Genomic DNA, 19,791 nt, shown 5'->3' with positions numbered 1-19,791 from the left:
TATTGGACATCTGCACTACTGCATTGAGATGAAATTCAATTTATTGAGGGTTATTTTGAATGATCACCTGCTGCTGAATTTGATCGGGGTTGAACACCACTCGACTGACTAGATCACTGCTCTGTAAGCCTTGAATCACAGCAGTATTGTCACTATAGCGCTGTTCTAAAACTGTGATATCCACGCGGGCAATTTTTTGATCTCGAATCACCCAAACATAAGGTTTGTTTTGGATATCGTGAATGGTATTGAGTGGGATGATTTGCCCTGAAATAGTGCTTTTCGCTAAAATATGACCATCCACAAATGCCCCAATACTTAAAGAAGGAAGACGCTCAAGCGGGGTCGCAAAAAACTCAATTTGACGACTGGCTAAATCTGCTACAGGGGAAACGCGACTAATTTGTGCATTAAATATGTTTGCTTGGCCTTGAAGTTGATATTCAATTTTTTGACCAATTTTGAGTGCGGCTTGTAATTCGCTTGGTAATTTTGCTTGAATTTCTAATTGCTTCGGATCGACGATTTCAAATAAGGTTTGTCCTGCAGCCACAGTTTGCCCAGGCTCAACTTGACGTTCTGTAATGATGCCATGAATAGGGCTGGTAATTGTGCCATCTTGATCGGCTTTTAAAGCGATATCAACATTGGCTTGTTGCGCGCGTACACTTTCCATTTGTGCACGGTAATCTAGCTGACTTTGCTCATATTCCACTTGCGAAATAAAACCCTGATCGAGCAAACGCTTTTTTCGTTGCATCATGTTGCGAGCTTGGTTGGCTTGTGCTTGCGTTGCAGCTAAATTGGCGCGAGCTTGAGCCAAACGTGCAGCATTATCCTGATTATTCAAGCGTAGCAAGGTTTGACCACGTTGTACGCTATCGCCCACTTTGACATAGACTGAAGTTGCTGTGGCAGTCACCTGTGCTTGAATACTGCTTTGATTGACTGCACGTACTGTGCCTGTAAAGGCAGTTTTACTAATGGCACTGCCTTGTTGGGGTGTCACTAAATCTTGTTGAATTAATTCTATTTTTTCTGGTGTGGGAGCAACATTTTCTGTTTCATTTTTTTGGCAGGCAGAAAGAAATACACATAACCCAAGTGTACTGATCCGAAGAAGTGGCAAAGGTTGTTGATTAAAAATGAATGAGATACGCTGTGCAATGTGCATGCATATTTGTCCTTATTTTAATGTCAAAATGACAACGCAAAAAAAGCCAGCCCTATTCTAGGGCTTTGAGGCGTTGAATAATTCTGTCGTATTCTGCTTGGGTATTTCGATAGCTTGTTTGTAAAGATTGAATCATGTCTTTTTTTAATTCAATATTTTTTAAGTTATTGTCTAAATTGGTTTTCAGTTGTGGTGGTACAGGCTTAACTTTACGTAAATACTCCATTTCCTGACGTTTAAAACTAATACGGTCAGTTTGGAGTTGCTTGAGTTGTTCTTGTTGAAAGCTAATTTGCTTTTTAATGTGCGCTAAAGTGTTATTTCTCTTAATGGTGGCAGTTTGACTGTTGGTATAGGCTTTTTTTAGACGCTGGTCCGACTCACTCTGACGTGCTTGAGCAGCACGTTGTGGTGCTTTTTTAATATCGGTTTCAGTATTATAGGGACGAGCACGCTGAATCACTTGCATGTTCCGATCCAAAGCCTCATAGCCATAGCGGATATGATTGGGGGTCACATTGCTGCTAATATTGGCTACGCCTTTTTGATCATAATAACGATACCATACTGCTTTATTTTGAGTTTCAGCCATCAATTGAGCAGAGGGAAACAGAAGCAACGCTAGCATCGCCATTTTGAACGACTTTTTGTTTTGTTTTAATTTGACAGCGAGTAATTGTGCAAAATAAGTGCTCACGTTGTCCCCCAAATGAAAGTTGACTAAATTACTTAAATTAAACGTAATATATAGTGTTATATTAGATCAAAATTAGAAATTAAAAAAACACAACCGATAAAAAAATATCGATGGTCACCAGAAAGTGTGAGTGATTTGGTGATAATGGTGTAAAAGTGTAGCTTCGAGCTAAATATGTTCATTGAAACTACAAGTAAAGATATGTTAAAAATACGATCAATGTGTAAAAATTTCTACTCAGTTGCTTGTACAAACAAAATGGGAAGGGTCATTGAATGGACGATAAATTCCAAAATCTAAAAGTCATGGTGATTGATGATTCAAAAACCATTCGCCGTACAGCCGAAACGCTCTTACAACGAGAAGGTTGCGAAGTGGTTACCGCAGTAGATGGATTTGAAGCTTTATCCAAAATTGCAGAATCAAATCCTGATATTGTGTTCGTAGATATTATGATGCCGCGCCTAGATGGTTACCAAACGTGTGCCTTAATTAAAAACTCGCAAAATTACCAAAACATTCCTGTGATTATGCTATCTAGTAAAGATGGTTTATTTGATCAAGCCAAAGGACGTGTTGTGGGTTCTGATGAGTATCTGACTAAACCATTTAGTAAAGATGAATTATTAAACGCCATTCGTAACCACGTGACAGCATAATTATTAGTTAGTTAGATAGATTTATTGGGGAAAATAATGGCTCGTATTCTTATTGTAGATGATTCACCTACAGAAACATTCCGCTTTAGAGAAATCTTGACCAAGCGTGGGTTTGATGTCATTGAAGCAACGAATGGGGCAGATGGCGTGACCATGGCCCAAGCTGAATTACCAGATTTAATATTAATGGATGTAGTTATGCCAGGCGTGAACGGCTTTCAGGCAACACGTCAAATTTCGCGTGGTGATACTACTAAACATATTCCAATTGTAATTGTGAGTACCAAAGATCAGGCCACCGATCGTGTTTGGGGAAAACGCCAAGGTGCAAGCGATTACTTAACTAAGCCTGTTGACGAAAAACAATTAATTGATGTGATTAATCAACACCTTAATGCAGGATAAGTTATGGCTGCAAATGGTTTTATTGAATTACTTCGGCTATCTAAACGTGGAAACAAAAACTACGTAAGTACCGAAAATGAGGTAAACCGCTGGTCTGGTATTGCTTTTGAAATGATGGGGCAATATTTCGTTGCTCCATTAGGAGAAGTTTCTGAGGTGATTTATCCACCGAAATACACGCCAGTACCTAATACCCAGCCTTGGGTAGTAGGTTTAGCGAATATTCGCGGAAGATTACTTTCAGTTTCAGATTTGGCACATTATGTTTCTGGGCAAAGTAGCCAATATTCACCTACTCAAAAGGTAATGTGTATTAGTCATAATGACCATTATGTCGGTTTAGTTGTAGATCAAGTTTTGGGTATACAGCACTTTAATAAGAAAAGTTTCTTTTCTAAACACAATGATTTAGATAGTAATTTACAAGAATATTGTCAGGGGTATTTTCACCAACATAACCAACAATGGCATGTTTTCTTATTGAGTCGTTTATTGCAAAACCCAAAATACATGAACGCATCTATAAAATTTATAAATTAACTGTCGCGCACCTAAAAATGAAGGCGTCAATCGGGGAGAAGCTGCATGGGCTTTAAACTTAAAAAGAAAAATTCAGGCGAAGAAACCGTCCGTAAAGCAAGTGGTCCAGGTTTTTTTGCAAAACTACAGGCGCGAACAGAAGAGTTTGCGAGTGTATTTGGCGAAACAGAAAAATCTAAGCCACTTATTTTAGGTGCAGCTTTTTGTATCCTCTTATCGCTTTTCCTGTTGCTATATCTTTTTTATAGCGTGCCGCGTAATAACGACTTTACCCGTAGTTTGGGTGAATTACGTCTGTTGTCTCAAACCATTTCTCGTCAAGCAACTGAAGCGACTGCATCAGGTACACCTGAATCGATTAAAAACTTAACAGATTCACAAAAAGCCTTTGCTGCTAATTTAGAAACAGTGAAAGACATTCATGCAAATACAGATACCTTGCGCGAAGTAGAAACACAGTGGAAATCAATTTCTGAAAATATTGATTTGATTGCTTCACAACAAAAAATTATTAACCAGCTTTATGACACGAGCATTGCAATTGGTGAAACCATTCCAGGTATTCAGGCGGAATATAATTTGATGGTTGACCAAATGGCACGTCAAGACATGCCAAGTAGCCAAGTGGTTATTGCCAAGAACCAAGTGTTCATTGCAGAGCGTATTTTACGTTCAATCAGTTCTGTATTGACAGGTACAGACAGTTCTCGTGAATCTGCAGATGACTTTAGTGCCGATACCGAAACGTTTGGTGCTTACTTAGCAGCGCAGTTAAATGGTAGTGCAGAACTGGGCGTACAGCGTATTACTCAAGAAGATTTACGTAGTTCATTAGAAGGCATTCAAGCAGAATATGAAGAAGTATTGAAATCTGCAGCTGCAACGGTTTTAAAGAACTCATCACAAATTGTAAAAGTACGTCAGGCATCATCTTCTATTTTTGATCAGTCAGATAAGCTTTTAAACAATTTAAATAAGTTGTCTGGCAGTTCAGGTTGGTCGATTGCGATTCCTGCAATTGGATTGATTGCAGCATTACTTGCATTCTTGTTCTGTGTATTCAAGTTACTTAGTTTACGTGGTGAAGCCGATAAAGCTCGCGTGGTTCGTCTACAAGATGAATATGACCGTAACCAAAACGCGATTTTACGTTTACTTGATGAGATTGCTGACCTTGCGGATGGTGACCTACGTTCTTATGCAACAGTATCGGAAGACTTCACCGGTGCTATTGCCGACTCGATTAACTTTGCGATTGACCAATTACGTGATCTGGTATCTCGTATTCACGAAACATCACACGAAGTTGCACAATATACGGCAACCACACAGAACATTACCAACCAGTTAGCAGAAGCATCTGAGCATCAGGCGCAAGAAATTGCAGGTGCATCAGCCGCTATTAACGAAATGGCCATGTCAATTGACCAAGTATCTGCCAACGCCGAAGAATCAGCAGCGGTAGCAGAACGATCAGTACATATTGCATCGAATGGTGCAGATGTTGTAAACCGTTCAATCGAAGGTATGGATATTATTCGTGAGCAGATTCAAGAAACCTCAAAGCGTATTAAGCGTTTGGGTGAATCTTCACAAGAGATTGGTAACATTGTTGCCTTAATTAATGATATTGCTGACCAAACTAACATTTTGGCATTAAACGCAGCAATTCAGGCATCTATGGCGGGTGAAGCTGGTCGAGGTTTCGCAGTCGTAGCCGACGAGGTACAGCGTCTAGCGGAACGTTCAGCATCTGCAACTAAGCAGATTGAGACACTGGTAAAAACCATTCAGACCGATACCAACGAAGCCGTAATTTCGATGGAACAAACCACATCTGAAGTTGTACGTGGTGCGAACTTATCTAAGGATGCGGGTGTTGCACTGGATGAAATTCAAACGGTATCGAGCAACCTTGCGAAATTGATTTCTAACATTTCGGATGCTGCAAAACTTCAGTCGGCTTCTGCTGGTCACATTGCAACCACGATGAACGTTGTACAGGAAATTACCTCACAAACGACCAGTGCAACTTTTGATACTGCACGTTCGGTATCTGAGTTAGCCAACATGGCAGAATCATTACGTGAATCTGTAACTGACTTTAAACTACCTGAATAAGCGGGATTCCAGCTTGGGGAAAGGTGTACCTATACACAGTTATGGGTACACCATCATTCAGAGATAAAGCATCGCAAAGATGAACTTAACTTTTGGGTTAGGGGCATTCAGGATGGTTACAATTAAGTTGAAGTACCTTTGGGTGCTGAAAACGTAAGAAGCCTTAGCTATGAAAGAAATATTAAAAAATTTAGTCGAAACAATGACGCTTCCTGAAGATAGTTATCTTGAGCAAGATGCGGAAATTCTTGAAATTTTTGTCGAAGAAATTGAAGAAATCTTCGAAGAATTAAATCCATTATTTACAACTTGGTTTGCCAACCCAACAGATCAAGAAACTTTAGTGACTATTCGTCGTCACTTTCACACTTTAAAAGGCTCGGGTCGCATGGTGGGTGCGAAGTCTGCGGGCGAATTGGCATGGACGGTTGAAGATACTTTAAACCGTGTGCTTTCGGGTACGGTAACACTCAATACTGATATTCAAAAATACGCAAAAACTGTTTTCAATCTTTATCAATACAAGCTTTATCCAATTTTTAAACAAGTCGGTTTAATTGATCTTGATTTACGCCCATTGGTGCTTTTAGGACAACAATTACAGCAAAACCAAACTCCTGAACCTGCACTGGAAGAGTTGCTAGTTCTAGCGGATCAACTGACTGCAACTGATATGCCGACAGGACTAGAGTTGGCGGATGCTGCAGTTGAAACAGCAGTTGAATCATCTGAAGATGTAATGACAGCTGAAGAAATGTCTCAGACAGAAGTTGCACAAGAAGCGGCTGCTGATGCGAGCCTATTGGCTGAAACTCTGGCTATTTTTGTGGAAGAAGCTGAAGAGCATTTAGCGACCATTGATCAGTTCTTGGCGCAAGATCAGATTCACTCACAAGACTATAATGGCTTAATCCGTGCTTTACATACACTGCGCGGCAGTTCGTCTATGGCGCAAATTGATCAAGTTTTTCAAGCCAGTTCTAAAGTTGAAAACTTGTTTAAAACATTTGTGCAAGATGAAATTGAATCCACCTCTAAAGAAACTGCGCTGTTGGTGCAATACGCAGAATTTGTCCGTGATTATCTGCATGTACTTCGCCAAGGTTACTGTGATGGTTTAGATGTTATCTATGCAACTTTTAGTAAAGCATGGGATAGCTACGGCTTTAGCACCAGCGATACAGAAGACTCTAATCCTCAAGGTTTGGTATCGAGACTCATCGAACTGAATATTGATCGTTTACTTGATGCTGAATTTGAATTTGATAAATTGGCGCAAGCGCAATTCCCAAGCTATTTAGAAGAACTCAGCGCACAAGCGCAATTATTGGTAGAGCATACTGATAACCGTGCATCAGTGGGTATCCATCAATTTACTGAAGAACTTAAAGCAGCTTACGACAGTGTTTTAGCTAAGCCAATTTTGCTTAACTCTGAATATGGTTATGAGTTATTTGCACAGGCGCACCAAGAGTTTATTCATTTATTTGATACCTTGGCTGCGGGACAGCGTGTTACGGTTACTGAAGATATTCAGAAAACCTTAAATGACTTAACTGCATTCGTGCAGCAAGACATTGATGCAATTGCACTTGAAGATGCAGAAACATCGGTGAGCGACAATGCTGTAGAAAGAGCAGTTGTTGCAGAACCTGATGTGGCGTCTGCTGTAGTTGCTAGCGAAAGTTCGGGCACGGTGAATTTAGCGCAATTGTCACAACGTATTGCATCAGATCAACAAAACATGCATGCCGATGATGCCAATAAAGACTTCGATCCTGAATTGCTGGATATCTTTTTGGAAGAAGCTGAAGAGCTTTTGGTGGGTATGGATGAAGACGTCAATACTTGGTCAAAAGACGCCAGCGACACTTCGGCTTTAAACAACTTAATGCGTTATTTGCACACTTTGAAAGGTGGCGCAAATATGATTTCTGCGACGCATATTGGTTTAATTGCACACAACCTCGAGTCGATTTACGAGCGTATCATTAACAACCAAATTGTTGTATCACCTGCGTTAATTCAAATTATCCGTTTGGTGCAAGATGATATTGCAGACCGTATTCAGACCATTCGCGATGAGCGTGTGGACTATGCTGCGACACAGTCAATTGCTATTTTAGGCAACATTGTCAGCTTGGCACAAGGCGATGCAGATGTGTCAGTCACAAGTGCTGTAACTACAGCGCAGCCTGAACAGGTGATCGAAGCAGAAGAGGTTGATGCACAGCCTGAGTTGGCAGCAAAAGCCTTGCAAGACACGACTGCAGATTTAGCTGAAGATGATATCGCTATTGCTGATGAGGCAAGTCTGGAAGATGCTGTTACTGCGTCATTTGAACCGGTAACACAAACTGCAAGTCATGAAGCAAATGCTGAATCTGAAGATGAGCAATTACATTCAATTGTGGTTGAAACTTTCCGAGAAGAAGCGGAAGAAATTTTGGATGCTGCAGATCAGCGCTTGAAACAATGGTTTGAGCAGCGTAGTGACCGTAGTGTCTTGCTTCAATTACAACGTGCGGCGCACAGCTTAAAAGGCGGTGCACGTATGGCTGAAATTGAATCTGTTGCGCAAATTGCCTATCAACTTGAAAGTGCCTTTGAACAGTTTGCAGTGCATCAATTTAACTCAAATGTTTATGATGCCTTGCTGCAAACCACATTGGCATGGTTGCGTGATGCAATTTTCAAAGCAGATTACACTGATTATGACAGTTTAAAATCTAGCTTATCGGCGATGCAGTTTGTAGATGTATCTGCACAATTGCCTGAGCGGTTAACGCATAACGACTTGTTATCACCAAGCCGTAGTTATGAGTTTGTTCAGGGTGATGGTACAGAACCACCTGCAATGTCAGGTGAGTGGGGCGAAACCACAAAACTAGATAACAGCAATGAGATGATTCGTATCTCTGCCGATTTAGTCGAGAAGATGATTGACTTGTCAGGCGAGAACTCGATTAACCGTTCACGTATTGAAATGGAGCTAGGGCAACTGGGCGGTACGTTGAATGAGATGGAATTGGCGATTAAACGACTTGCCGATCAGTTACGTCGAATGGAAGGCGAGCTAGAATCGCAAATTATTGCCAAACATGGTTCTGAAAACTCACGTTATGCAGACTTTGACCCATTAGAGATGGACCAATATTCATCGTTGAATCAGTTGTCTAAATCTCTGGCAGAATCTGCATCGGACTTGGTGGACTTTAAGAGCACATTGGCTGACAAAATCCGTGATGCCGAAGGTTTGTTATTACAACAATCACGTATTCAGGCCGAAATTCAAGAAAGCTTGATGCGTACACGCCTTGTACCATTCTCGCGTTTATTGCCACGCTTACAACGTATTGTGCGTCAGACTTCATCGACCTTGAACCGTCCGACAGAATTGGTGGTTAATAACACTGAAGGTGAATTAGACCGTACTATTCTAGAACGTTTGGTGACACCTTTTGAACACATGCTGCGTAATGCGGTAGACCATGGTATTGAAGACCCTGTGCAACGTGCTGCTGCTAATAAATCTGAGGTTGGTAAAATTGAACTGAACATCACCCGCCAAGGTACAGATGTTGTGGTGACTTTTGTGGATGATGGTAAGGGTATTGATGATGCCAAGATTAAAGAAAAAGCATTGAGCTTAGGTTTAATCAAAGCTGATCAGAATTTAGATAAAAATGAAATTCTGCAATACATTTTCCACCCAGGTTTTACGACAGCAAAATCGGTTACACAAATTTCAGGTCGTGGTGTGGGCTTAGATGTGGTACAAAGTGAAATTAAGGCACTTGGTGGTCACGTATCAGTAGATTCAACATTGGGTCAAGGTACAACCTTCAGTATTCGCGTACCAACCACGGTTGCGGTATCTGATGCCTTAATGGTAAAAGTTGGTGATCAACAATTTGCTGTACCGTTAGCGCAAATTGACCGTATTGTACGTATAGCACCAACGACCTTGGAATCTTACTTCAACAGCAATGAAGATTTCTTCCAAATTGATAACCAGAACTATAAGTTACGTTACTTATCTGAGTTCGTTGGTAATCAGCCATTGCCGCGTTTAAGCCATGTGGGTCATTCACTACCAGTTCTGTTAATTAAAGGCAGTACAGGTCAAAGTATTGCCTTACTAGTTGATCAGTTGATTGGTTCGCGTGGTCAAATTGTTGTGAAGCCAATTGGACAACAGTTCTCAAGCATTGGTGCAATTGCAGGCGCAACCATTTTGGGTGATGGTCAAGTTTGTTTGATTTTGGATGGTCAGAATATAGCCCGTCAAATTCTTGCAACGCACCGAACTAAACAAGCCAGCGATCAACGTGATATCCAACGTCGTGATACACGCCGCTTAATTATGATTGTGGATGACTCAGTCACCGTACGTAAAGTAACTTCACGTCTGCTTGAGCGTCAAGGTTATGACATCGTGACCGCCAAAGATGGTATCGATGCCATGGAGCAGCTTGAAAACGTCAAACCTGACTTGATGTTGCTGGATATTGAAATGCCACGTATGGATGGTTTTGAGGTAACTAACCTCGTACGCCACCACGATATGCATAACAATCTGCCAATCATCATGATTACGTCCCGTACAGGTGAAAAACACCGTGAGCGCGCGTTTAGCTTAGGTGTGACACACTACATGGGTAAACCGTTCCAAGAGGCAGAATTACTTGCCAATATTGAACAACTATTAGCAGTCAGTCAGGGGTAAACGATGAGTCAGACGAATGGTCCCAATTTACTTGGGCAAATTAGTCAACAAGAGTTGCACCATTTAATCACCGTTTCTACGGGTTTTATTGATGCTTATATTGTTGAATGTCATGGTAAACACCCGATGCTGATACCTCAAAATATTGTGTTATCCGCACTAGATAATGCCACTCAAGTAAAGACTGTAGAATGGCACGAATCGCAATTGCCTGTTTATGCAGTCAATGACCCAGAGAAAAAAATGGGCGTGGCACTGGTTATTGAAGGCGATGAAATGGAGCAGCGTTTTGCTTTGATGTGCAATGAAATGCCTAAAACACTGCGCTTGCGTATTTCTGAAGTGGTAGATGATGACCAACAAAACACGACTGATCCTGCGGTATTCCAATATGTCCGTATGGGTGAGCAGATCTTTCATGTACCAAATTTGCAATACATTCAAGAAAACTTAACGGCTTAACCGCAATTTTCTAAGTTGTAAAACAGAAAAGGAACTCCAATAGAGTTCCTTTTCTGTTTTTTGTAACTAACTCTTATTCAATTTAAGTGAGTAACCCTTCTAAAATCTGCTCATAAATTTCCGCTAAGGGTTCTAAATCAGCCACATCAACGTGCTCGTTAATTTGGTGAATGGTGGCATTGAGTAGGCCTAACTCCAACACTTGCGCTCCTGTTGGCGCAATGAAACGACCATCGGAAGTGCCGCCACTGGTCGATAATTCTGTTTCAACACCTGTGACATTGCGAATGGCCTGACGTGCAGCATTGACCAATTCACCCACAGGGGTTAAAAATGGCAAACCTGAAAGTGTCCACTCGATATCATAATCGACTTGATGGTGATCTAAAATTTGCAACACACGTGCTTTTAGTTCATCTGCCGTCACTTCAGTCGAATAACGGAAGTTAAAGGTCACGGTCATGTTGCCAGGGACAACATTGGTTGCACCTGTCCCTGCTTGAATATTTGAAATTTGAAATGAGGTGGCAGGGAAATATTCATTGCCATAATCCCATACCGTTTCACACAGTTCTGCAATTGCTTTAGACGCGGTATGAATCGGGTTAATTGCCAAGTGTGGATAAGCCACATGACCTTGTTTACCTTTTACAGTCAAGACCCCATTCAGTGAACCACGACGCCCATTTTTAATAATATCGCCAAGTTTATGCGTACTTGAAGGTTCACCGACCAAACACCAAGTCATTTTTTCCTGACGTGCTTCTAAAGTTTCAACGACTTTTACGGTGCCGTTAATGGATGGGCCTTCTTCGTCTGAGGTGATCAAAAAGGCAATTGAGCCTTTGTGATCAGGATGTTTGGCGACAAAGCGTTCAGAGGCAACGACCATGGCAGCCAATGCTGTTTTCATATCGGCACTGCCACGACCATAAAGTTTGCCATCACGAATTTCAGGTACAAATGGATTGGTATTCCATGCGTCTAAATTGCCAGTCGGTACAACATCGGTATGACCTGCAAAGCAAAAGACAGGTGCTTCTGTACCTTTACGCGCCCAGAGGTTATCTACATCGTCAAAACGCATAGACTCAATCTTAAATCCAATTTTTTCTAAGCGTTCTGCCATGAGGTTTTGACAGTTGTGATCGACAGGAGTGACAGACGGTTGGCGTAAAAGCTGAAGGCTTAAATCCAGAGTAGCAGAAGAGGTCATGAGAGTTTCAGACGTTTATCAAGAATAAGTAATAATAATAGGGGAAAAATGCAACAAAAGTGAAATTTTAGCGTGAAAAAAACCTTGTTCACGGACAAGGTTTTTAGGTTTTTGTGAAAATATTTCTGAAATGCTCAGAATTATTTGCGGATTTCTTGTTGGGTTTTTTCAGCAGAGTTACTCACCGCGTTTCCTGCAGAAGATACGTCTTCGCCCACACCTTTAATTGTATTACAACCCGTTAAAATAAAGGTCAATAACAGTGAAGTCGCTAAAATTTTTTTCATGTTCATCTCCAATATGCGCTAGATAGATTATTTTGATGTGTTTTTAAGCATAGAAAATAATCAGAATAATAAATAGGTAACTTTTATGGTGCTTGCGTAATAAAATGTTGAAACTGTTATTCAGCGTGTTAATGGAAGATAGCTAATCAAGGGTGCAGCGCGGTACATATAAAATTGTGAATGTGCTGCCTGAAAATATAAACCATCGGTCCACCATTGATTCGGTAGGCTACTGACTTGAGCATTTTGGCAAATCCATTCATGCCGTTGCAGGCGATAAAACTGTTCTGCTGGCGCTGGAATATCACTCCCCCAAAGTCCTAAACGACGAGCGCGATTGACCCAGTGTGGGCTAAGTATTGTAGCTGATTCTTTCAAGTGATACGTGGCGAAATACAATTGTCCTTTGAGTACGGCAAAGCGACGTTCAATTGACACATCTAAAGCTTGTTTAAATTGAAATTGCTTTTGACTAAAATGATTCAGTTTTCGCGCCAAAGTATCGGAGCGGTTTAAACCATACCAATGTGCCAAAGAGCAGTCCGTTTCAGCTAAATAGTATTTTAAAGCCACTTCCCAGTGTTCAACCTGCTTTGTGTCATGGTTGCACAGTAAAAAATCCAGTTCACCCACAGTTTTAGCACCATCAATAATTTGAATACTGTGCCCCAATAATTCGAAGGGATGATAGTCACGATCACGCAGCCAAAACCACATCAACATTTCAAAGCGTAAGCCTAAACGGGTACTTTTCAGCTGATTTAAAAACTCGTACACCGCTTCGGGATGAGAATCTAAATAGGCTAAACGTGATTGATAAGCTTGATAATGCTTTTGCCAAAAAGCATTTGCATGGAATTCAAAAGTATGTTGAATGGGCAATTGCTCAGGCACAGCAGATAAAATATTCGGGCTGGCCACACTAAAAGCCAACTGACGGATAAGCGGGGTTTTATAAGTCAGCCAGACTTCGGGCATAAGCTCGGATTGATGCAACTCAATCATTATGAATCCATACTGAAAAATGCAGAATTACAACGGAAAATTAAAAAACGCTTTATACTACCGCAATTCGAAGTTTAGGACAGTAGTATGCAACGCTTGTTATGGCGAGGTTTAGTGGTGATCTTTGTCATCCTTGGCTTTATTGGTGCATTGTTACCAGGTATGCCTACTACTGTCTTCTTGATTTTAGCAGCTTGGGCATCATCACGTGGTTGGCCGCAAATGGATAACTGGTTACTGAATCATCCTAAATATGGCAGTACACTCAGGGATTGGCGTGCTAATGGCACAGTACCGCGTAAAGCCAAATGGTTAGCAACGATCATGATGAGTATCAGTGCCGTACTCATGCTGTTTACAACTGCGCCTGTTGCGGTCAAAGTTTTTACCAATACCACCATGTTGGTGGTGTGTATTTGGTTGTGGTTACGTCCTGAACCACAGCCGCTTAAGAAAGAAGAAGAATAGGGTAACGCAATGACTTTTTTATATACACAAGCAGATATTTTGATTGATTTGTCCGAGCAAACTTTATATTTGCCTAAGCATCAGAAATTTTATGTCATTTCTAGTGGGGTGAATGGCATTGGTGAAACTGAAAATAGTGGTAAAACACCGCGTGGTTGGCATGAAGTCGCTTTGAAATTTGGTGAAAATGAACCTGAAAATGCAGTGTTCATTGCGCGTCAACCTACGGGTGAAATTTACAATTTAGATTTAGCCGAACAATTTCCTGAACGGGACTGGATTTTAAGCCGTATTTTATGGCTTAGTGGTCTGCAAGAGGGTTTTAATCAGGGCATCGGCTGCGATACTTTTCAGCGTTATATCTATATACATGGCACACCAGACACAGAACCAATGGGCATTCCTGCATCGCATGGCTGTATTCGGATGCGTAACCAAGATATTTTAGAATTGTTTGAACTGATACCAGAAAAAGCGCTGGTTTATATTTCTGAACACAAACTGGATTTAAATAGTTTAGGTTTACTTAGTTGATGGTGCTTGCGAGGTGAATTTAGATGAATAATGTTGCATCTATCACTACCTAAAAGCTGGCTGATTGAGCAGGTAGATTGCAGCGCTAACAAGTTGAAAAGCACATTAATTTTGTTTGAAAACTAAAATAACCTGCAGAATTTGTTTGTTTTTATAGCGGATCACCTATTTTTTAATCACTCGATCACAAAAAACTGAAAACAAGCCGAAAAGCGTTTGACAGGCGGTAAAGATTCTCTATAATGCACCTCACAAACGATAAAGACGTTAAGGGCGCTTAGCTCAGTTGGTAGAGCGTCTGCCTTACAAGCAGAATGTCGGCGGTTCGATCCCGTCAGCGCCCACCAAGCCTTTACGTTATAGATTCTTACGTGCAGCGGTAGTTCAGTTGGTTAGAATACCGGCCTGTCACGCCGGGGGTCGCGGGTTCGAGCCCCGTCCGCTGCGCCACTTAAGATTCTTTAACCATCGTTTGTACCACAAGAGTGACTTTGTGTAAGTGCAGCGGTAGTTCAGTTGGTTAGAATACCGGCCTGTCACGCCGGGGGTCGCGGGTTCGAGCCCCGTCCGCTGCGCCATTTACATAAATTTCTTTTGAGGGCGCTTAGCTCAGTTGGTAGAGCGTCTGCCTTACAAGCAGAATGTCGGCGGTTCGATCCCGTCAGCGCCCACCAGATTCTTTTGCGATGCAGCGGTAGTTCAGTTGGTTAGAATACCGGCCTGTCACGCCGGGGGTCGCGGGTTCGAGCCCCGTCCGCTGCGCCATTCAAAAGAGAAGTTTAAGTTTACTGATAGATATAAACTTAAATGATGCAAAATTTGACAGTTTTGCAAAATCAGAACAAAATGTTGTTTTGATCTGTTCAGGGCGCTTAGCTCAGTTGGTAGAGCGTCTGCCTTACAAGCAGAATGTCGGCGGTTCGATCCCGTCAGCGCCCACCATATTTTAGTATTGATGCTTGGCATACATACAAAAAAGCCCTTAATTGCTTAATGCAATTACCGTTGCAGCGGTAGTTCAGTTGGTTAGAATACCGGCCTGTCACGCCGGGGGTCGCGGGTTCGAGCCCCGTCCGCTGCGCCATTTTTCATTCCCTGATATGAAAAGTGAGTTTCAAAGTTCAAGACTATGCACTTCGCTTGTTTTGCAACGTAAAATAACAATGTTATTTTTCTCTTCAGGGCGCTTAGCTCAGTTGGTAGAGCGTCTGCCTTACAAGCAGAATGTCGGCGGTTCGATCCCGTCAGCGCCCACCATATCTTTTCATACACCTTCATCTCATATTTCTTGCATATTGCAATAAATTCGCCTAGAATTTTTTTTATTTATAATAATACTAATATCCGTGACTTATGAGAAATCCTTATCAACGAAAAGCTGCATCTAAGCAAGCGCCGCAAATTTATAATGTGCAAGATATTTACAAGCAATTTATTGAAACCATTGTTTCTCAGGGGAATGTTTTTGCATTGTATGAAGATGGTTGGGCGCTTTGTGCTACGCCTACAGGGCAGCGTGCTTTTGCAATATGGCAAAATAAAAGTCTAGCTAAACTGTTAATCAAAGACAATTGGGCCAATTATCAAGTTGAAGAAATTTCACTGAAAGATTTTATTGAAAAAGTGATTCCGTTTTTACGTCAGGAAGCCACTAATGTTTCTATGAATCTAAGCCCTGAAGGGCAGAATGTATTGGTTGCTCCTGAAAAGTTATTGCTAGATCTAAAAAATTATTTGTATCAGGTGTATATACAAAAACCTGAATTTTTTAAAGAGATGCAAATTCCTTTGCCACGCTCAATTCGTTTGAATTAAGCGATGTGCATGTTAGATTTTATTTTTCAATACTCATTGAGCAGCCAACCACTGATATAAGCAAAATATTCGCGTAACCACGCGTTATAGCGGCTATAGAGCGGTGTTGATGCGCTCAACATACTGAACTGTGTGTATCCCTGTCGTTTAGCAATAGCTGCTGCACGGAGGGTATGAAAATCACTCGTGACAATCGTAATTGGTTGGGTTTTATCTGTGCCGATTTGATGCAGCAAAGGTTGACTGTTTTTTAAATTGAGTGCCGTACTGGTACTTTGGGTTTCTAAGATAATGCGTGATGCTGCAATTGCATAGCGTTGTTGTAAATAGTTGGACATCACCTGCGCTTCAGTGAGTTGTTCCGCAAAAGCGGGGCCACCACTGACAATTAAATAACTGTGTGGATGTTCTAAGGCATAAGCTGCTGCGGTATCTAGCCGTTTGGCGAGCGTGGGCGATGGTTGTCCATTTTCTATGCCACTGCCGAGTACAATCACCACTTTGGCATTGTTGCTTGCAGTATTTTGCTGCTGTGTACTGAAATGAATATAAGCAAAAAAGATCAATAGGCTGATGCACCATAACCAAAATATGCCCCAACCGAATTTCCATAACCAATCTAAGCGTGTATGTTGTTTTAAGTGGCTTTGAATCCAAGTATAGAAAATGGCATAACACAGCAGCATCGTGCCTATTAACAAAGGTAAAACGGTGCCGAAATGAATTTTCTTTAAGTTGATGAGATAGACACCATCCAAAACTAAAATTAATCCAATTAGGCTACTTAATATTCTTTTGAATGGACTTGATTGCGGCTGTACGTGACTTTCTTGCATGCCTTGCATAACTGTATTGCGCTATGATGCTGTGTAAACAGTATAGCCGAAGCTGCTTAAAAATTTAGCCCCAACTGAAGTATGTTTCGGTTGAGGCTATGGGTAAAATTAGGTGAATTACAAGTTGAGATTAATACACATCTCGGCGATAACGTCCATGCTGACGTAATTGTTCTAGTTGATTTTCACCCAAAATATCTTTTAAAGCTTGGTCGACATCACTGGCCATGCCTTGAATACTACCGCAAACATAAATCACGGCACCTTGTTCAACCCATCGTTTTAAATCTTCAGCCTGTTCACGTAACTTATGGTGAATATAGACTTTATCGGCTTGATCGCGGGAAAAAGCCAAATCAAGCCGTTGTAGCACGCCTGTGCTTTGCCAAGCCTCGATGGTGCGTTGATAAAAGTAATCGTGCGCTTGCTGGCGTTCACCAAAAAACAACCAGTTTTGGGTGTAATTCAGGCGGGTACGTGCATGCAATAAGCTCATTAAACCCGCAAGTCCTGTGCCGTTGCCAATACAAATAATTGGGCGGTCATCATCAATTAAATGGAAAGATGGATTATTGCGAATGCGTAGTGCGATATTTTGTCCGATTGCTGCATGGGCAGTTAACCAACCTGAACCTAAGCCCAGCTCACCTTGAGCATCAAATTTTTGACGTACCACAAGTCTTAAAACCTGTTGTGAAGGAATACTGGCAATTGAATATTCACGACTAGGTAAGGGTGAAAGTTGTGCCAATAATTCATCGACAGTTTTAAATGTCTGAATAGGGGTTGTCAGGTCTTTATATGCCAAAGCCTGTGCTAGGGTTTGCTGACCATCAGCAATAATAGTATTGGCATCAAGTTGATGTTGTTTTAAAAAATCCTGAATCCGTACAGAACTGTTTTCTGGTTGAATTTCAGCAATATCACCTGCAGCCCAATGTGCTTCGTGCTGCGGTACAAGTTCAATATTAAACGCAGGTGAACCCAAACTATTCGGATTTAGCAAATCACGTTGTTGCAAACGCCATGTATCAAAGGTTTTGTCAATTTGCATGCTTTGTAATTCAAGCTGAGTCACCTGTGCCAATGCTTGATTCCAACGCTGTACATCAGCAGAATTGGCATTGTCTACCTCAATAGTGTCAAACAAAGCGTGAGCCTGATTGCGTTGCAGCCATGCAGCAAGACGATGTCCAAAATCGCAATAACTGTCAGGATACTCTTTGGAGCCTAGGGCTAAAACCGCATAACGTAAATGAGAGAGGTCTAAGCTTTGGGACATGATTTTTTTCACAAAGTTAGAGGATAAATCGGGTGCATCTCCTGTGCCGTATGTGCTGGCAACAAACAAAATTTGAGTATTGTTTTTGAGGTCAGCTATCTGCAATTCTTGAATAGCTTTGACTGTGACAGGTTGATGTGCCTCTTGCAGACTGGTTGCAGTGCGCCATGCCAATTGTTCAGCAGTACCTGTTTGGCTGGCATAGACGATGAGCCAGTGTTCAGCATTTGGGTCAATTTTCAATTGAGTTTGATTTTGACGTGCAGCAAGAGTCAAACGCTTTTGTTTACGACGTTTTAAATATAGCATCCAGCCTGTGACGAAAAACAGCGGCATCATCAATGCAGCAAGCATGGCCAAAAATTGATAAACAGGTCCAAAGAAACTACCCCGATGCACAGGCAGCATACTGCTCATGATTTTTTCATTAAGCTGTTTGTCTGCATATAATTCAAGTTGAGTAATACGCGCTTGTTGATAATCAAAAGTTGCGCTATTGCGGGCACGTTCATGTTGTGGAATGACATCGACAAAGTTAATTTCAATTTCACTATTGGCGTGTTTAGGCATATTAAAAGTGATGCTCGAATAATCCTGCTCTAACTGCTGCGGGAAATGTTGCCATGCCTGCGTCAAAGCAAGATTAATTTGTGCCTGATCCAGTGTATTTTTTTTGGTAGGATCCGTGATATTTGGGCCATGTTCCACAACTTGTGTCTGCCTTGCTTGATGAGGTGTTTGATTATTTTGATTTTCTTTTTTATTGCGTCCATCTGCTTGTAATTGTGCTTGTGGTCTTTCTACGCCCATGACTTTAAACATGCCATTGCGCCACCAATCATACGACCAATATAGCCCTGTGCATGCCATAACAAGATAGAAGATCACTACCCATGTACCGACCACAGCATGTAAGTCCCAAATAAAATTGCGACCTTTGAGTTGTGGTTTAATCGCAAACCATTGTTTGAATGAATGGCGTTTCGGCCAGCGCAGATAAATGCCACTTAACACAAAGAACAACAACATGAGGGTACATGCGGCTGTAATTTGCTTACCAATAGGCCCTACGGTTAAATTGCGGTGTAATTGTTGGATAAATTGAAAAAAATCACGCCCTTTCACTTCAGGTAAAATGTCTGCAGAGTAGGGATTAATCATGATATTTTGACCGCGTCTGGCGCCTTCTTTCGCAATATTGATGCTTGAAGATGCTGCAGGATCTTGGGCAATGGTAATGCTGTTAATTTTATAATTTGGTTGGACTTGCTGAAAATGTGTGTAAATTTCTGCAGGAGTAAGTTTGGGTTTCTGCTCAACTTGAACTTGGTAACTGTCTGGATTCAACCATTTTAGAATTTGTTGTTCATAGGAATAAATTGCCCCAGTGACACCCATGAGTGACAAAATAAGCCCTGCTGTAATGCCAAGGAACCAGTGAATTTGGAAAAAAGTTTTTTTTAACATGATGAATGCGGGTTGAGCACAAATTTTGCAGAAGAATAATCTAGATACAAAGTTAATGCAAATGCTATTTATTCTCATTATCGTTCATTATTTT

The 19,791-nt window shown here is 41.3% G+C and carries 16 protein-coding genes and 8 tRNA genes; 17 read left to right on the top strand and 7 right to left on the bottom strand.

The genetic code is table 11. The features are described from left to right. Nucleotides 1–40 precede the first annotated feature (40 nt). Nucleotides 41–1,174, bottom strand: coding sequence for an efflux RND transporter periplasmic adaptor subunit (locus K1T76_RS09340; RefSeq protein WP_019837499.1), 1,134 nt, complete (start codon nucleotides 1,172–1,174; stop codon nucleotides 41–43). Nucleotides 1,175–1,226: 52 nt separating this feature from the next. Beyond that, nucleotides 1,227–1,808 (bottom strand): hypothetical protein, encoded by a 582-nt coding sequence (locus K1T76_RS09335; RefSeq protein ID WP_171066656.1) that lies wholly within the window; start codon nucleotides 1,806–1,808, stop codon nucleotides 1,227–1,229. A 338-nt stretch (nucleotides 1,809–2,146) separates the two neighbouring features. Here K1T76_RS09335 and pilG point away from each other — a divergent pair, with 338 nt between their 5' ends. The 6 genes from pilG (at nucleotide 2,147) to K1T76_RS09305 (ending at nucleotide 10,787) form a co-directional block, all read left to right on the top strand. Continuing rightward, the gene (pilG, locus tag K1T76_RS09330) at nucleotides 2,147–2,530 is read left to right on the top strand and encodes a twitching motility response regulator PilG (protein WP_004975524.1); all 384 of its coding nucleotides are present in this window, start codon (nucleotides 2,147–2,149) and stop codon (nucleotides 2,528–2,530) included. Nucleotides 2,531–2,566: 36 nt separating this feature from the next. Further along, nucleotides 2,567–2,935 (top strand): response regulator, encoded by a 369-nt coding sequence (locus K1T76_RS09325; protein ID WP_019837497.1) that lies wholly within the window; start codon nucleotides 2,567–2,569, stop codon nucleotides 2,933–2,935. A 3-nt stretch (nucleotides 2,936–2,938) separates the two neighbouring features. After that, complete coding sequence (locus K1T76_RS09320; RefSeq protein ID WP_019837496.1) at nucleotides 2,939–3,475, top strand: chemotaxis protein CheW; 537 nt, start codon at nucleotides 2,939–2,941, stop codon at nucleotides 3,473–3,475. A gap of 45 nt (nucleotides 3,476–3,520) precedes the next feature. Further along, on the top strand, nucleotides 3,521–5,596 hold the full coding sequence (locus tag K1T76_RS09315; RefSeq protein ID WP_019837495.1) for a methyl-accepting chemotaxis protein: 2,076 nt from the start codon (nucleotides 3,521–3,523) through the stop codon (nucleotides 5,594–5,596). A 169-nt stretch (nucleotides 5,597–5,765) separates the two neighbouring features. Beyond that, nucleotides 5,766–10,325: a hybrid sensor histidine kinase/response regulator gene (locus tag K1T76_RS09310; RefSeq protein ID WP_230245197.1), complete on the top strand. Its 4,560-nt coding sequence runs from the start codon at nucleotides 5,766–5,768 to the stop codon at nucleotides 10,323–10,325. A 3-nt stretch (nucleotides 10,326–10,328) separates the two neighbouring features. Continuing rightward, the gene (locus K1T76_RS09305) at nucleotides 10,329–10,787 is read left to right on the top strand and encodes a hypothetical protein (RefSeq protein WP_230245196.1); all 459 of its coding nucleotides are present in this window, start codon (nucleotides 10,329–10,331) and stop codon (nucleotides 10,785–10,787) included. An 82-nt stretch (nucleotides 10,788–10,869) separates the two neighbouring features. On the opposite strand, the gene dapE is transcribed toward K1T76_RS09305, so the two are convergent. The 3 genes from dapE to K1T76_RS09290 form a co-directional block, all read right to left on the bottom strand. Next, nucleotides 10,870–12,003, bottom strand: coding sequence for a succinyl-diaminopimelate desuccinylase (dapE, locus tag K1T76_RS09300; protein ID WP_230245195.1), 1,134 nt, complete (start codon nucleotides 12,001–12,003; stop codon nucleotides 10,870–10,872). 140 nt (nucleotides 12,004–12,143) lie between these two features. Further along, nucleotides 12,144–12,290, bottom strand: a complete 147-nt coding sequence (locus K1T76_RS09295) for an entericidin A/B family lipoprotein (protein WP_019837491.1) — start codon at nucleotides 12,288–12,290, stop codon at nucleotides 12,144–12,146. A gap of 120 nt (nucleotides 12,291–12,410) precedes the next feature. Beyond that, on the bottom strand, nucleotides 12,411–13,295 hold the full coding sequence (locus tag K1T76_RS09290) for a DUF1853 family protein (protein ID WP_230245194.1): 885 nt from the start codon (nucleotides 13,293–13,295) through the stop codon (nucleotides 12,411–12,413). 87 nt (nucleotides 13,296–13,382) lie between these two features. On the opposite strand from K1T76_RS09290, the gene K1T76_RS09285 reads away from it, so the two are divergent. The 11 genes from K1T76_RS09285 (at nucleotide 13,383) to K1T76_RS09235 (ending at nucleotide 16,112) form a co-directional block, all read left to right on the top strand. After that, on the top strand, nucleotides 13,383–13,763 hold the full coding sequence (locus K1T76_RS09285; RefSeq protein WP_019837489.1) for a YbaN family protein: 381 nt from the start codon (nucleotides 13,383–13,385) through the stop codon (nucleotides 13,761–13,763). Between the two features lie 9 nt (nucleotides 13,764–13,772). Next, complete coding sequence (gene elsL, locus K1T76_RS09280) at nucleotides 13,773–14,297, top strand: cell wall-recycling L,D-carboxypeptidase ElsL (RefSeq protein ID WP_019837488.1); 525 nt, start codon at nucleotides 13,773–13,775, stop codon at nucleotides 14,295–14,297. 271 nt (nucleotides 14,298–14,568) lie between these two features. After that, nucleotides 14,569–14,644: transfer RNA gene (locus tag K1T76_RS09275), tRNA-Val, on the top strand. 26 nt (nucleotides 14,645–14,670) lie between these two features. Continuing rightward, a tRNA-Asp gene (locus K1T76_RS09270) sits at nucleotides 14,671–14,747 on the top strand. A 51-nt stretch (nucleotides 14,748–14,798) separates the two neighbouring features. Next, nucleotides 14,799–14,875: transfer RNA gene (locus K1T76_RS09265), tRNA-Asp, on the top strand. Between the two features lie 20 nt (nucleotides 14,876–14,895). Beyond that, a tRNA-Val gene (locus tag K1T76_RS09260) sits at nucleotides 14,896–14,971 on the top strand. Between the two features lie 14 nt (nucleotides 14,972–14,985). Next, a tRNA-Asp gene (locus K1T76_RS09255) sits at nucleotides 14,986–15,062 on the top strand. 101 nt (nucleotides 15,063–15,163) lie between these two features. Beyond that, nucleotides 15,164–15,239: transfer RNA gene (locus tag K1T76_RS09250), tRNA-Val, on the top strand. 65 nt (nucleotides 15,240–15,304) lie between these two features. Beyond that, nucleotides 15,305–15,381: transfer RNA gene (locus tag K1T76_RS09245), tRNA-Asp, on the top strand. A gap of 97 nt (nucleotides 15,382–15,478) precedes the next feature. Beyond that, nucleotides 15,479–15,554 (top strand) — tRNA-Val (locus K1T76_RS09240). A 96-nt stretch (nucleotides 15,555–15,650) separates the two neighbouring features. Then, the gene (locus K1T76_RS09235; RefSeq protein ID WP_230245193.1) at nucleotides 15,651–16,112 is read left to right on the top strand and encodes a DUF2750 domain-containing protein; all 462 of its coding nucleotides are present in this window, start codon (nucleotides 15,651–15,653) and stop codon (nucleotides 16,110–16,112) included. A 26-nt stretch (nucleotides 16,113–16,138) separates the two neighbouring features. Here K1T76_RS09235 and K1T76_RS09230 read toward each other — a convergent pair whose 3' ends face one another. Both K1T76_RS09230 and K1T76_RS09225 read right to left on the bottom strand, forming a co-directional pair. After that, complete coding sequence (locus K1T76_RS09230) at nucleotides 16,139–16,957, bottom strand: YdcF family protein (protein WP_230245192.1); 819 nt, start codon at nucleotides 16,955–16,957, stop codon at nucleotides 16,139–16,141. Nucleotides 16,958–17,078: 121 nt separating this feature from the next. After that, the gene (locus tag K1T76_RS09225; RefSeq protein WP_230245191.1) at nucleotides 17,079–19,697 is read right to left on the bottom strand and encodes a PepSY domain-containing protein; all 2,619 of its coding nucleotides are present in this window, start codon (nucleotides 19,695–19,697) and stop codon (nucleotides 17,079–17,081) included. Nucleotides 19,698–19,791 lie beyond the last annotated feature (94 nt).

Origin of the sequence: Acinetobacter sp. PW68 (genome assembly GCF_020982655.1) — a bacterium.
In the GTDB taxonomy this organism is placed as follows: domain Bacteria; phylum Pseudomonadota; class Gammaproteobacteria; order Pseudomonadales; family Moraxellaceae; genus Acinetobacter; species Acinetobacter towneri_A.
This window is presented reverse-complemented; position numbering and strand designations above follow the sequence as displayed.

Excerpts from the sequence above, each read along its gene's own strand:
- K1T76_RS09230 (WP_230245192.1), bottom strand. The coding sequence starts at position 16,957 with ATGCAAGGCATGCAAGAAAGTCACGTACAGCCGCAATCAAGTCCATTC.
- K1T76_RS09305 (WP_230245196.1), top strand. The coding sequence starts at position 10,329 with ATGAGTCAGACGAATGGTCCCAATTTACTTGGGCAAATTAGTCAACAA.
- K1T76_RS09285 (WP_019837489.1), top strand. The coding sequence starts at position 13,383 with ATGCAACGCTTGTTATGGCGAGGTTTAGTGGTGATCTTTGTCATCCTT.
- K1T76_RS09315 (WP_019837495.1), top strand. The coding sequence starts at position 3,521 with ATGGGCTTTAAACTTAAAAAGAAAAATTCAGGCGAAGAAACCGTCCGT.
- elsL (WP_019837488.1), top strand. The coding sequence starts at position 13,773 with ATGACTTTTTTATATACACAAGCAGATATTTTGATTGATTTGTCCGAG.
- pilG (WP_004975524.1), top strand. The coding sequence starts at position 2,147 with ATGGACGATAAATTCCAAAATCTAAAAGTCATGGTGATTGATGATTCA.
- K1T76_RS09310 (WP_230245197.1), top strand. The coding sequence starts at position 5,766 with ATGAAAGAAATATTAAAAAATTTAGTCGAAACAATGACGCTTCCTGAA.
- K1T76_RS09225 (WP_230245191.1), bottom strand. The coding sequence starts at position 19,697 with ATGTTAAAAAAAACTTTTTTCCAAATTCACTGGTTCCTTGGCATTACA.
- dapE (WP_230245195.1), bottom strand. The coding sequence starts at position 12,003 with ATGACCTCTTCTGCTACTCTGGATTTAAGCCTTCAGCTTTTACGCCAA.
- K1T76_RS09320 (WP_019837496.1), top strand. The coding sequence starts at position 2,939 with ATGGCTGCAAATGGTTTTATTGAATTACTTCGGCTATCTAAACGTGGA.
- K1T76_RS09340 (WP_019837499.1), bottom strand. The coding sequence starts at position 1,174 with ATGCACATTGCACAGCGTATCTCATTCATTTTTAATCAACAACCTTTG.
- K1T76_RS09290 (WP_230245194.1), bottom strand. The coding sequence starts at position 13,295 with ATGATTGAGTTGCATCAATCCGAGCTTATGCCCGAAGTCTGGCTGACT.
- K1T76_RS09295 (WP_019837491.1), bottom strand. The coding sequence starts at position 12,290 with ATGAAAAAAATTTTAGCGACTTCACTGTTATTGACCTTTATTTTAACG.
- K1T76_RS09235 (WP_230245193.1), top strand. The coding sequence starts at position 15,651 with ATGAGAAATCCTTATCAACGAAAAGCTGCATCTAAGCAAGCGCCGCAA.
- K1T76_RS09325 (WP_019837497.1), top strand. The coding sequence starts at position 2,567 with ATGGCTCGTATTCTTATTGTAGATGATTCACCTACAGAAACATTCCGC.
- K1T76_RS09335 (WP_171066656.1), bottom strand. The coding sequence starts at position 1,808 with ATGGCGATGCTAGCGTTGCTTCTGTTTCCCTCTGCTCAATTGATGGCT.